Below are 13,020 nucleotides of genomic sequence, written 5' to 3' on the forward strand. Positions count from 1 at the left end.
CGACACGGGGGCTGCGGTGATCACCGGTCTGTACGCTGTGCGTACTTGTGTATCGCAGTGCGTACACCACATACTGTGCGTGGTGTCACACAGCTTGTCAACACCGGATCGGGCACCATCGACGAGTACGCAGGTAGGAGGCAGGATGCCGAGCATCGACCTAGGTAATGGTCCTAGCAACGACCGGGACTTCATTCAGAGCATCGAGCGTGGTTTTGCGGTATTGCACGCCTTCGACGACAAGGACCCGAATCCCACCCTCGCCGAACTCGCCGCCAAGACCGATCTGTCCAGGCCTGCGGTTCGACGTATCCTGCTGACCCTGCAGAAACTCGGATACGTCACCTCGCAGGGGACGCGATGGTCGCTCACCCCGCGCGTACTCAGCATCGGCCAGCACTACACCGTGTCCCACACCCTCGTGGACTCGGCGCTACCGAAACTGGTCGAGATCGCCGAACACACCAACGAATCGGCGTCGCTCGGCGTGCTCGACGGTACCGAGGTCGTCTACGCCGCGCGCGTTCCGGTCCGCAGGATCATGAGTATCAACGTCTCCGTCGGCACCCGTGTCCCCGCCTATGCCACCTCGATGGGCCGGGCACTCCTGGCCTGGTCCCCACGCGAACTGGTCGACCACATACTCGACCGGACACAGTTCGAGCGACTCACGAGCGCAACCATCGACAACCCGGACGACCTGCGTACCGAACTCGCCCACGTGCGCAGCCGGGGATACGCCCTCACCGCCGCGGAACTCGAAGAAGGACTCATCACGATCGCCGCGCCCGTCTTCGACCCCTCGGGCCACGCGGTCGGAGTGCTCGCATGTTCGACGTCGACCGGCCGGCACACCCTCGAGTCGTTCCGCGATCTCACCGCGAAACGGGTGGTGGACTGCGCGGAGCGGCTCAGCAGCGAACTCGGCTACCGCCACCACTGAGGACGCTCACCTCATCCCCGCAAGGTGGTCGACGGTGGCACCCCGTACTTGCGCTTGTAGGCCGCCGCGAACCGCCCGGTATGGGTGATGCCCCACTCGAGAGCCACATCGGTGACCGACAACTCCGCGGCGTCGCCCATGGTGAGTGCTTCGTGGATACGCTCGAGGCGCAGGTCGAGAAGGTAGTCGCGAGGACACACCCCGAGATATTCGCGGAAGCCCTCCTGCAGGCGCCGCACACTGACCCCGGCCACCTCGGCCATGTCGGCGGTGGTCCACGCCGAAGCGGGGTCCTCGTGCAGGCGGTCGAGAACCCGCTTGATGATGCGCGGACGCGCACCCCCGGTCGGATCCGCGTCCTCGGGCATGACCGCGAGGATGAACGACGTGGTCAGAGTACCCGACAGCTGCTCCGCGACAAGCGCATTCCCCCAGAGCGATTGGTCTGCCCCGAGTTGCTCCACGACCGAACGCAACAGCGTCATCCAGCTCTGCCCCGCCTGGGTCGTCAGATCGACCCGGTCCGGAAGACGCAGATCGGGGCGAGCGAGGACGCGCGCCATCTCGCGCTGCAGGTAGTCGCGCTCGAGCTTGATCCCGACGACCTCACAGTCGTTCGTCCACTTCTGCTCCGGCGCGGCGGTGTCGGGACGGAAGACGGCGCCGTGGCCGACCGGCGACACCACCTCGTCGCCCGCGGTGATGAGACCGGACAGCGGAATGTTCACCGCATACGCACCGGGATGATCGCTTCTGATCGACACCGCCGCGCCCCAGCGGATGCGCGCGAGACGGATGGGCCCGAGCGGCAGCGTACGGAGCCGGAGCGACGGCGCGACGTCGTCGAGGGGGCTCAATTCGTGCTCGAAATACGCATTCGAGACGGCTTCTTCCACCTCTTCCCACTCGGCGGGCCTCGGAGTCGGCTCCACTGCCATCGGCTCCTCACCTTCGTTCCGGCTCGTCGTCGACGTTCCGACCTGCACATCCACACGATCCGAACGCATGCGACCCAGTGTGATGCGGAACACCGTCCCAGGCAAACAAGGACCTAGGACCTACTCGTCGCGCTAGGTGGATAGTGACCGCGCTCACCGGATCGCACAAGCCTCTCGACCTCCATATGGTCTGTGTCACAGCGCATCGAACCCCACCCCTTCGCACCGGACAGGAGGACGCAATCATGGATCAGCGCATACTCCGCAACATCTTCGGACAGTTCGCCAGCGGCGTCACCGTCATCACCTGCGCGAACAGTGACGGGGAGCCTCACGGCGCGACCGTCACCGCGTTCACGGCCATCTCACTCGAGCCGCGCCTGTGCCAGGTCACCCTGACCCGCACGTCGAAGGCCTGCGGATTCCTGTCCGACGCGCCGTTCGCCGTCAACATCCTCGCCGCCGACCAGCTCGGCACCGCGATGCACTTCGCCGGACGGCCACAGTCGCCCGAACCCGTCTGGGAGCAGGGACCGACCGCCCCTGTCCTCGCCGGCACGGCCGCGACCCTGTCGTGCACTCCGTGGCGGGAGTACGACGGTGGCGACCACGTCATCTACATCGGCGAGATCGTCGACGCGACCTTCGACGAGACCGCCGACCCGCTTCTCTTCTACCGCAGCACCTTCCACGAACTCGGCGCTCCGAGTGCCTCCACCGCGTGGAACGGCTCGCTGGACGACCCGCACAGCGGATGGTTCGACTCCCAGACCCGCTTCGTGCCGTTCCACCTCGCCGCAGCCCGCGCCTGAACGTCTTCCACTCCCCCCGGACAAGGAGAAATCCCATGACCACCACCGAACCCCGGCCCTCGGAAACCCTCGACCGTTCCAAGGTGAACGTCGCCGCGGACTCCCCGGCCAACCAGCAGACGAACTTCGCCTCCCGTCCCATGACCGGCGACGAGTACATCGCTTCGATCGACGACGGTCGCGAGATCTACCTGCACGGTGAGCGCGTCAAGGACTTCACCAACCATCCGGCCTTCCGTAACTCGATCCGGATGACCGCACGTCTCTACGACGCCCTGCACACCGGCGAGCACGTCAACACCCTCACCACCCCGACCGACACCGGCAACGGCGGCGTGACCATGCCGTTCTTCCGGACCCCGAAGTCCGCCGACGACCTGCGGGCCGACCGCGACGCCATCGCCACCTGGGCGCGGCTGACCTACGGCTGGATGGGCCGCAGCCCCGACTACAAGGCGTCCTTCCTCGGCACGCTCGGCGCGAACGACGAGTTCTACTCGCCCTTCCAGGACAACGCGAAGCGCTGGTACCGCGAGTCGCAGGAGAAGGTCCTGTACTGGAACCACGCGATCATCAACCCGCCGGTCGACCGTCAGCTGCCGCCGGACCAGGTCGGCGACGTATTCATGAAGGTCGAGAAGGAGACCGATGCCGGCCTCATCGTCTCCGGCGCCAAGGTCGTCGCGACCGGCTCGGCCATCACGAACTACAACTTCATCGCCCACTACGGCCTGCCGATCAAGAAGAAGGAATTCGCGCTGATCTGCACGGTGCCGATGGACGCACCCGGCATCAAGCTCATCTCGCGCGCCTCCTACTCGCAGAATGCGAACGTCGTCGGTTCGCCGTTCGACTACCCGCTGTCGTCGCGGATGGACGAGAACGACGCGATCTTCATCTTCGACAAGGTGCTCGTGCCCTGGGAGAACGTCTTCATGTACGGAGACGTCGAGAAGATCAACAACTTCCTCGGTGGCTCCGGCTTCCTCCAGCGCTTCACGCTGCAGGGCTGCACGCGACTCGCCGTCAAGCTCGACTTCATCGCCGGTCTGCTCATGAAGGCCCTCGACGCCACCGGCGCCGGCGGATTCCGCGGCGTGCAGACCCGTGTCGGTGAGGTGATCGGCTGGCGCAACCTGTTCTGGTCGCTCACCGACTCCATGGTCAACAACCCGGAGCCGTGGATCGACGGCACCGTCATCCCCAAGCTCGAATACGGCCTCACCTATCGCATGTTCGCGATGCAGGGCTACCCGCGCATCAAGGAGATCATCGAGCAGGATGTCGCCTCGGGCCTGATCTACCTGCCCTCGTCCGCCGCCGACTTCAAGAACCCGGACGTGCGCCCGTACCTCGACAAGTACGTCCGCGGCTCCGACGGCATCCAGGCGGTCGACCGCGTGAAGGTCATGAAGGCACTGTGGGATTCGATCGGCTCCGAGTTCGGTGGCCGCCACGAACTGTACGAGCGGAACTACGCCGGCAACCACGAGAACGTCAAGGCCGAACTGCTGTTCGCCGCCGAGAGCCGCGGCGACGTCGCCTCCATGAAGGGCTTCGCGGAGCAGTTCATGAGCGAGTACGACCTCGACGGCTGGACCGTGCCCGACCTGATCGGCAACGCCGACGTCAGCGCGTACTACAAGTAGAAACCCGCACTCCGCGCGCGGGCGGATGATCTCCGTTCCCCCTGCCCGCCCGCGCGCGGTCCCACCACCATTCATCCCGCGAAGGAGCGTCCGAGATGACCACGACTGCTTCGAACTCCGTATCCCATCCCCCTGTACCGGAATTCGACGCCGTGGTCCTCGGACGCTCCTTCGCCTCTCAACGGGTGGCCGCCCGCTTGCGCGACGAATTGCGGTTGTCGATCCACGAGATCGGCACCGCGAGTCTCGTCCGCTACGACGACATCGACCACAGATGGGAGATCCTCATCGGCGACACCGTCGTCACCAGAGCGAAGTTCGTCGTCGACGGACACGGCGGTCTCGCGGTCCTGGGCCGCGAGGACAGCACGACCGACCGGCGCACCGTGACAGTGAACGGTTTCCCGAATCTGTTCCGTCCCATCGTCACTACGCACACGGATCCCATCGGGTACACGGTGTCGTGCATCGAGTACATGCGCAGCAACGGTCTGGACTATGTCGAGCGACGGCTGCGGACGCCGGTCGCGGACGACGACTTCCCCGAGCTGTCGTTCGATCGGCCTATGCCGATCCTCTGGTTCGGCTGAGCCGTCCGAGAGGGCACCGAGCGGGTGACGACAACGAAGTCGTCGCCCGCTCGCGTACGTTCGCTCTCCCCGCTGCTCAGCCACGCAGGACTTCGGCGGGAGCGACACCGTACCGCTTCCGGAAGGCCGCGGCGAAGCGCCCCGGGTGGCCGAAGCCCCATCGGAACGCTACGTCCGCCACCGTGATTCCCCCTGCCGCGAGGTCTGCGTGCGCCCGATCCAATCTGATGTCGAGCAGGCATGCGGACGGACTGCTTCCCACGTACTCGGAGAACGCCTCCTGGAGCCGCCGCACACTCGTTCCGGCGATCTCCGCCATGTCGGCCGCCGTCCAGGCACGGCCCGGATCCTCCCGCAGAGCGTTCAACACCCGGCGCACCATCCCCGGACGCGGTGCCGGTGACAGCCCGTCGGCCGGCGCGACCGCCAGGACGAAGGCGGTGGTGACCGCTCCCGCGAGCTGAGCCGACACCAGAGGGTTCGTCAAGACGTGCGTGGCGCCGGTGAGCTGGTCGCTCAGTGATGCCACCAGCACGTGCCATTCCTGCGCGGAACCCTTCAAGTCGATCCGATCGGGCAGCTCGAGTCGTGACCGTAACGGGCCACCGAGGATCCGGTCCGCTTCGCGTTCGAGGTGCTCGCGGTCGAATTTGATTCCCAGGACGGAACATTCCGCATCCCAGCGGGTGATGAGCGAGGGAGTGTCGGCGCGGAAGACCGTCGCGGAGCCCGGTTCGGAGACGACGACTCCCGACCGGCCCCGCGATTCCAGACGTCCACTCAAGGGGATGTTCACCTCGTAGGCACCGGGATAGTCGCATTCGATCGCGACGTCCGCTCCCCAGCTCATCCGGCCGATGGTCACACCACCGAGATCGGCCGACACGAGTTCGAGTCCGGGCCGATCCGTCGTCCCCAGGCCTGTGAGGCGGTGCGGGAAGTAGACATCCGCCACCGCACGGGAAGCCTCGTCCCAATCCTCGATCTCGGGCACACTCACGCTTTCGAGACTAACCACTGCGGAGACCTGGATCACATAGTCGCGCGATCCGTCCGGAAGCCGCGCAATGTGCATCGACCTTCGGTCCGGTTGCGCCATATGGTCCACGCCACACACATCGAGGGCCCCTTCCCGGGGACCGCAGTTCCCACCGCGTAGGAGATCGAATGACCAGCACCCTCTCGTGGCTCGACGAGGTCACGATGGAACAGCTCGAGCGCAACCCGTATCCCGTCTACGAGCGTCTTCGCGCCGAGGCGCCGGTGGCCTTCGTCCCTGTTCTCGGCGCCTACGTCGCCTCCACGATGGAGGCCTGCCGTGAGGTCGCGACCGGCGACGACTTCGACGGCATCATCACGCCGGCGGGTGGGCGCACCTTCGGCCATCCCGCGATCATCGGCGTCAACGGCGACATCCACCGGGACCTGCGATCCATGGTCGAACCTGCACTCCAGCCCGCCGAAGTGGACCGGTGGGTCGAGGATCTCGTCCGTCCCATCGCGCAACGCTACGTCGAGGCGTTCGAAGCCGACGGCACGGCGGATCTCGTCGCCCAGTACTGCGAGCCGGTGAGCGTGCGCGCCCTCGGCGACCTGCTCGGGCTGAAGGACGTCTCCTCGGACACGCTGCGCGAGTGGTTCCACAAGTTGTCGGATTCGTTCACCAACGCGGCGGTGGACGAGAACGGAAACTTCACCGGCCAGGAGCGTTTCGACGAAGGCGACCGGGCCAAGGAGGAGATCCGATCGGTCGTCGATCCGCTCATCGACCATTGGATCGAGCACCCCGACGACAGCGCCATCTCGCACTGGTTGCACGACGGCATGCCCGAGGGGAAGACACGCGACCGCGACTACATCTACCCCACGCTGTACGTCTTCCTGCTGGGAGCGATGCAGGAGCCGGGTCACGCGATGAGTTCGACGCTGGCGGGTCTGTTCACCCGCCCGGAGCAGTTCGAAGCGGTCGTCGACGAACCGTCGCTGATCCCCCGTGCGATCTCCGAAGGGATGCGCTGGACTGCACCGATCTGGTCGGGAACGGCGCGTATCGCCAAGCGGGACAGCATCGTCTCGGGAATCGAGATCGCCGAGGGTTCGGTGGTGATGCTGTCGTACGGATCGGCGAACCACGATATCGACATCTTCGATGCACCGAGCCGATACGACATGACGCGTCCGCCGCTTCCGCATCTCGCCTTCGGTGCCGGCAAGCATGCCTGTGCGGGCATCTACTTCGCGAACAACGTCAGCCGCATCGGTCTGGAAGAGCTGCTCGAGACGATTCCCAATCTCGAACGCGATACCTCCGAGGACGTCGAGTTCTGGGGCTGGGGCTTCCGTGGACCGAAGGCTCTGCACGCCCGATGGGAGATCTGACCGTGACGTACACACTGACTGCCGGCACCCGCACAGTGCCGTGCGAACCCGGCCAGACGGTGCTCGACGCGTTCCTGCGCAGCGGGCAGTGGATGCCCAACTCGTGCAATCAGGGCACGTGCGGTACCTGCAAGATCAGGATTCACAGCGGCGAGGTGGATCATCGGAACTCACCCGAGCAGACGCTCACACCCGACGAGCGTGCCGCCGGTTACGCACTGGCGTGTCAGACCACACCGTGCAGCGACGCCGTCCTGGACACCCCTGCCGGGCAGGACACGACCGGCACGCACACGCTGCGCGACCTCGCGGCGACCGTCATCGAGGTCCGGGACATCGCCGCCGAGACCCGCAGGGTCCTGCTCACCGCCGACGAGCCGCTCGAATTCTCGGCCGGGCAGTACGTCGAGCTCACGGTGCCCGGGACCTCCGTTCGTCGCCGGTACTCCCTGGCCAACCCACCCTCGGAGCCGAAACTGCTCGAACTGCACGTCCGGCGGCAGCCGGGTGGGATCGCGAGCGATTGGATCTTCGGAAGCATCGAGGTGGGTGAACGCGTGGAGATCACTGGTCCCTACGGCGACTTCACGTTCGATGCCGAGAGTGCCGGACCGATGGCGCTCCTCGGCGGCGGTACCGGCCTCGCCCCGCTCAAGGGCATCGTCCGGCATGCACTCGTCCTGAATCCCGATCGGGAGGTCCTGCTCTACCACGGGGTCCGCACCTGCGCCGATGTGTACGACGCCGACTTCTTCCGCGAACTCGAGGCACGCCATCCAGGCTTCCGGTACGTCACCTGCGTGAGCCGGGAGACCGGCGGCGACCGGGAGGGCTACGTCACCGACGCGTTCGTGGAGGACGTCTCGTCCGCGAAGGAGTTCACCGGTTACATCTGCGGATCCGACGCATTCGTGGAAGCATCGGTCAAGTCGTTCAAACGGCGCCGCATGTCGCCGCGGCGTATCCGACGGGAACGATTCACCGCCGGCTGAGCCGGCAGTTGTGTACCGCCGGCTGAATCAGGAATTCGGCAGCGCCGCCCGTGTGGTCACGGGCGGCGTTCGCTTGTCGAGGGTCTTCCGACCCGGTTCCCAGGGGTCCTAGGTATCCCTAGGCATTTACCCGGTGTGACTGTGGACACAGGCTGTCATCGTGGATGTATTGCCGGACACCCCGCGGCCGGGCAGGACCGGACGACACACTCGTCCGCCGCACTTTCCGCCCGCGTCGGCCGCGTCGGACCCAGCCCGTCCGTCCCGGAACGAAGCCGATACCTGGAGGATCTCATGACCGACACCGTGGAACACGTGCGCGCTCGACTGGACGGCGCTCTGATCGAGGACCCGACCACCGGGCGGTACCAGATCCGCCGTGACGTCTTCACCGACGAAGAGATCTTCGAACTCGAGATGAAGTACATCTTCGAGGGCAACTGGGTGTACCTCGCGCACGAGAGCCAGATCCCCGAGGTCGGCGACTACTTCACGACGAACATCGGGCGGCAGCCGGTCGTCATCAGCCGCGACAAGGAAGGCGAGCTGCACTGCCTGATCAACGCGTGCAGCCACCGTGGCGCGATGCTGTGCCGTCGCAAGACCGACAACCGCACCACCTTCACCTGCCCCTTCCACGGCTGGACGTTCCGTAACAACGGCAAGCTGCTGAAGGTCAAGGATCCCCGCGACGCCGGCTACCCCGAGCAGTTCAACACCGACGGCAGCCACGACCTGCGGAAGGTCGCTCGTTTCGAGAGCTACCGCGGTTTCCTGTTCGGCAGCCTCAATCCCGACGTCAAGTCGCTCGAGGATCACCTCGGCGACACCACGAAGATGATCGACATGCTGGTCGACCAGTCGCCCGAGGGCCTCGAGGTGCTGCGCGGTTCGTCCACCTACACCTACGACGGCAATTGGAAGCTGCAGGCGGAGAACGGTGCCGACGGCTACCACGTCTCGGCCACCCACTGGAACTACGCCGCGACCACCGCGCGCCGCACCGCCGGTGAGTCCACCAACGAGACCAAGGCGATGGACGCCGGCACGTGGGGCAAGCAGGGTGGCGGTTACTACTCGTTCGATCACGGCCACCTGCTGCTGTGGATGTGGTGGGGCAACCCCGAGGATCGCCCGCTGTACCCGCGCAGGGAGGAGCTGGCGAAGGAGTTCGGCGAGAAGAAGGCCGAGTTCATGGTCGGTGCGTCGCGCAACCTGTGCCTGTACCCGAACGTGTACATCATGGATCAGTTCTCCTCGCAGATCCGGCACTTCCGCCCGATCTCCGTGGACAAGACCGAGGTGACGATCTACTGCATCGCGCCGAAGGGCGAGAGCCCCGAGTCCCGCGCCAACCGGATCCGTCAGTACGAGGACTTCTTCAACGCGACCGGCATGGCCACCCCGGACGATCTCGAGGAGTTCCGCTCCTGCCAGAAGACCTACCTCGCGACGGCCGCGCCCTGGAACGACATGAGTCGCGGCGCAACCCACATCCTCAACGGACCAGACGAGGTCGCGAAGGATCTCGGGATGACGAAGGTGCTGTCGAGCGGTGTCAAGACCGAGGACGAAGGCCTGTACCCGATCCAGCACGGCTACTGGCTCGAAGTGATGCGCGACGCCATCGCATCCGAGAGCTCCGCCGCCGACCCCTCCGCGCTCTGAGAGGACTCCAGATCATGACTGCTGTACGCGAATTCACGCAGACCGACATCGAACAGTTCCTCTACCGCGAGGCCCGGCTGCTCGACGACCGCGAGTTCGAGAAGTGGCTCGAGTGCTACCACCCCGACGCCGAGTACTGGATGCCGGCCTGGGACGACGCCGGTGCTCTCACCGAGAACCCGCAGACCGAGATCTCGCTGATCTACTACCCGAATCGCGGTGGCCTCGAGGACCGGGTGTTCCGCATCCGCACCGACCGTTCGTCGGCGACCTCGTTGCCCGAACCCCGTACGGGACACAACATCACCAACGTCGAGATCCTCGAGCGTCGCGGCACCGAGATCGACCTGCGGCACAACTGGTTCTCGTTGTACTTCCGCTACAACACCACCGACACCTACTTCGGAACCACCTTCCTCACCCTCGACGTCTCGGGCGCACAGCCGGTGATCAAGAAGAAGAAGATCGTCCTCAAGAACGACTACATCCACCACATCGTCGACGTCTACGTCGTCTAGTCCGACCCCATCACGAAAGGAGGCACGTGCCATGGCGTACCAGGTGGCATTGAGCTTCGAGGACGGGGTCACCCGCTTCATCAAGGTCAACCCCAACGAGACCGTTGCCGACGCCTCGTACAAGGCCCGCATCAACATTCCGCTGGACTGCCGTGACGGCGCGTGCGGAACATGCAAGGCCTTCTGCGAATCGGGCAGCTACGACGGTGGCGACTACATCGAGGACGCTCTCACCGACGAAGAGGCCGAGCAGGGTTACTGCCTGCCGTGCCAGATGATGCCGGAATCCGACCTCGTGGTGCAGATCGCGAGCACCTCCGATGTCGCGAAGACCGCGGCTGCGTCGTACACCGCGACCATTACGGACCTGCGCCGTTTCTCCGAGAGCGTCGTCGGGTTCACCGTCGAGATCGACAACCGCGACGACCTGGTGTTCCTGCCCGGCCAGTACGTCAACATCGGCGTGCCCGGCAGCGACGACGGCACCGGTAGGCCCGCGACCCGCTCGTACTCGTTCAGCACCGGTCCGAACGAGAGTTCGCTCGCGTTCCTGGTGAAGATCACCGAGGGCGGTCTGATGTCCGAGTATCTGCGCGACCGCGCGCAGGTCGGCGACACCCTCGAGTTCACCGGCCCGTTCGGCAGTTTCTTCCTGCGCGAGCGCAAACGCCCGTCGCTGCTGCTCGCCGGCGGTACCGGCCTGGCGCCGCTGCTGTCGATCCTGTCGAAGATCGAGACCGACGGCTCCGACCACCCGGTACACCTGATCTACGGCGTCACCTTCGATCACGACCTCGTCGAACTCGACAAGCTCGAGGAGTACACGAAGAAGCTTCCGAACTTCACGTTCGACTACTGCGTGGCCGACGAGTCGTCGTCCGCTCCCAACAAGGGATACGTGACGGGCCTGTTCGAGCCGTCGCACCTCAACGACGGGGATGTCGACATCTACCTGTGCGGTCCGCCGCCGATGGTGGAGGCAGTGCGTAACCACCTGTCGGACAACGGCATCAATCCGACGAACTTCTACTTCGAGAAGTTCAACACGTCCGCGACCCCGGGCGGGGCGACCGCCCCGGTGGCGACGGACGCGGAGAAGGCCGCTGCCGAGAAGGCTGCCGCCGAGACCGGCCGTCCGGTGGTGCTCGAGAACCCCGAGCCCGGCAACTACGAGATCGGCGAGGAGCACCCTCCCGTCGCCGAATCGGACGAGCAGTTCGATGCCCGCATGGCTCTCGAACTCGGCGTCGTCGAACTGACGATCGGCCGGCTCACCCCCGAGCAGCTCGTCGAGTTCCGGATCCTCGCCGAGGCGTCCGGCGCTTCGGTCGAGGGTGAGCACTTCACCGACGCCGCAGCGTTCACCGACACCAACGCGGCCTTCCACGAGTTCCTCTTCCGCTGCTGCACCAACCCGGTCCTGCTCGAGGCCTACGACAAGCTCGAGGTGACCCGGCTGATGAAGCAGGTCCTGCGCGACGCGCAGTGGGTGGAGGAGCACATCGTCGACGAGCACATGAAGATCGTCGAGGCGTTCGAGAAGGGCGACAAGACCGCAGCGCGCGATCTGATCGTCGTCCATTCCCAGCACGCCAAGGAGACGATGCGCCGGGCGATCGCCAGCGGTGCCACGGCCGGTGCCTCCTCATGACCGACACGAAGATCTTTCCCGGCCGGTTCGACGGCCGGTGCCTGACGATCACGGGCGCCGCGCAGGGCATCGGCCTCGAGGTCGCGACGCGGATCGCCGCCGAGGGCGGTGAGGTCGTGCTCGTCGACCGCGCGGAACTCGTGCACGAGGTGGCCGAGCAACTCCGTGAGTCCGGCGGCAGGGCCCACTCGGTGACGGCGGATCTGGAGACCTTCGAAGGGGCCGAGGAAGCGATCTCGTACGCGATCCAGACCACCGGCCGCATCGACGTGCTCATCAACGTCGTCGGTGGAACGATCTGGGCGAAGCCGTACGAGCACTACGCGCCGGAGGAGATCGAGAAGGAGATCCGGCGTTCGCTGTTCCCCACCCTGTGGACGTGCCGCGCGGTCGCGCCGCACCTGATCGAGCGACATGCAGGGACGATCGTGAACGTCTCGTCGGTGGCGACCCGCGGCGTCAACCGCGTCCCGTATTCGGCGGCGAAGGGCGGAGTCAACGCGATCACCGCGTCGCTCGCTCTCGAGCTGGCACCCTACGGCGTTCGCGTGGTGGCGACCGCGCCCGGCGGCACCGTCGCGCCGGAACGACGGATCGCTCGCGGTCCGTCCCCGCAGTCGGAGCAGGAGAAGGGCTGGTACCAGCAGATCGTGGACCAGACCGTCGACTCCTCCCTGCTCAAGCGGTACGGCACGCTCGAGGAGCAGGCCGCCGCGATCTGTTTCCTGGCCTCCGAGGAGGCCTCCTACATCACCGGCACGGTTCTTCCCGTCGCCGGCGGCGATCTGGGCTGACCGCCCCTCGCTCGGCCTCACCGGAGGCACCGATCCCTCCGGTGAGGCCACTTTTCTCCCCGAATCAGCTTGTGACTCCCCTCACA

Annotated in this window: 12 protein-coding genes; 10 read left to right on the forward strand and 2 right to left on the reverse strand. The window is 65.8% G+C overall.

Features of this window, described 5'->3' with window-relative positions:
* Nucleotides 1-145 precede the first annotated feature (145 nt).
* Nucleotides 146-943 (forward strand): IclR family transcriptional regulator domain-containing protein, encoded by a 798-nt coding sequence (locus tag PV766_RS12165; protein ID WP_421097087.1) that lies wholly within the window; start codon nt 146-148, stop codon nt 941-943.
* A gap of 11 nt (nt 944-954) precedes the next feature.
* Here PV766_RS12165 and PV766_RS12170 read toward each other — a convergent pair whose 3' ends face one another.
* A complete protein-coding gene (locus tag PV766_RS12170; RefSeq protein ID WP_371053481.1) occupies nt 955-1,881 on the reverse strand; it encodes an AraC family transcriptional regulator in 927 nt (308 codons plus the stop codon).
* A gap of 245 nt (nt 1,882-2,126) precedes the next feature.
* Here PV766_RS12170 and PV766_RS12175 point away from each other — a divergent pair, with 245 nt between their 5' ends.
* From PV766_RS12175 to PV766_RS12185, 3 genes are all read left to right on the forward strand, one after another.
* Nucleotides 2,127-2,693, forward strand: a complete 567-nt coding sequence (locus PV766_RS12175; protein ID WP_064062451.1) for a flavin reductase family protein — start codon at nt 2,127-2,129, stop codon at nt 2,691-2,693.
* A gap of 35 nt (nt 2,694-2,728) precedes the next feature.
* Nucleotides 2,729-4,342: a 4-hydroxyphenylacetate 3-hydroxylase family protein gene (locus PV766_RS12180; protein WP_016932773.1), complete on the forward strand. Its 1,614-nt coding sequence runs from the start codon at nt 2,729-2,731 to the stop codon at nt 4,340-4,342.
* Nucleotides 4,343-4,437: 95 nt separating this feature from the next.
* Nucleotides 4,438-4,932, forward strand: coding sequence for a hypothetical protein (locus tag PV766_RS12185; RefSeq protein WP_421097088.1), 495 nt, complete (start codon nt 4,438-4,440; stop codon nt 4,930-4,932).
* Nucleotides 4,933-5,008: 76 nt separating this feature from the next.
* Here PV766_RS12185 and PV766_RS12190 read toward each other — a convergent pair whose 3' ends face one another.
* Nucleotides 5,009-5,932, reverse strand: a complete 924-nt coding sequence (locus PV766_RS12190; protein ID WP_421097089.1) for an AraC family transcriptional regulator — start codon at nt 5,930-5,932, stop codon at nt 5,009-5,011.
* A gap of 167 nt (nt 5,933-6,099) precedes the next feature.
* Between PV766_RS12190 and PV766_RS12195 the strand changes: the two genes are divergently transcribed.
* The 6 genes from PV766_RS12195 (at nt 6,100) to PV766_RS12220 (ending at nt 12,934) form a co-directional block, all read left to right on the forward strand.
* Entirely contained in the window at nt 6,100-7,311 is a 1,212-nt protein-coding gene (locus PV766_RS12195; RefSeq protein ID WP_016932776.1) for a cytochrome P450, read from the forward strand.
* Nucleotides 7,299-8,303: a 2Fe-2S iron-sulfur cluster-binding protein gene (locus tag PV766_RS12200; protein ID WP_129975328.1), complete on the forward strand. Its 1,005-nt coding sequence runs from the start codon at nt 7,299-7,301 to the stop codon at nt 8,301-8,303. The genes PV766_RS12195 and PV766_RS12200 overlap by 13 nt, the downstream gene beginning before the upstream one ends.
* Before the next feature lie 294 nt (nt 8,304-8,597).
* Complete coding sequence (gene benA, locus PV766_RS12205) at nt 8,598-9,971, forward strand: benzoate 1,2-dioxygenase large subunit (RefSeq protein WP_064062447.1); 1,374 nt, start codon at nt 8,598-8,600, stop codon at nt 9,969-9,971.
* Nucleotides 9,972-9,985: 14 nt separating this feature from the next.
* Entirely contained in the window at nt 9,986-10,489 is a 504-nt protein-coding gene (gene benB, locus PV766_RS12210) for a benzoate 1,2-dioxygenase small subunit (RefSeq protein WP_064062446.1), read from the forward strand.
* A gap of 31 nt (nt 10,490-10,520) precedes the next feature.
* Nucleotides 10,521-12,140, forward strand: coding sequence for a benzoate 1,2-dioxygenase electron transfer component BenC (gene benC, locus PV766_RS12215; protein WP_421097090.1), 1,620 nt, complete (start codon nt 10,521-10,523; stop codon nt 12,138-12,140).
* Nucleotides 12,137-12,934, forward strand: a complete 798-nt coding sequence (locus PV766_RS12220; protein WP_421097091.1) for a 1,6-dihydroxycyclohexa-2,4-diene-1-carboxylate dehydrogenase — start codon at nt 12,137-12,139, stop codon at nt 12,932-12,934. Before benC ends, PV766_RS12220 begins: the two co-directional genes overlap by 4 nt.
* Nucleotides 12,935-13,020 lie beyond the last annotated feature (86 nt).

The organism is Rhodococcus sp. As11 (assembly GCF_048957735.1).
Taxonomy (GTDB): Bacteria; Actinomycetota; Actinomycetes; order Mycobacteriales; family Mycobacteriaceae; genus Rhodococcus; species Rhodococcus gordoniae.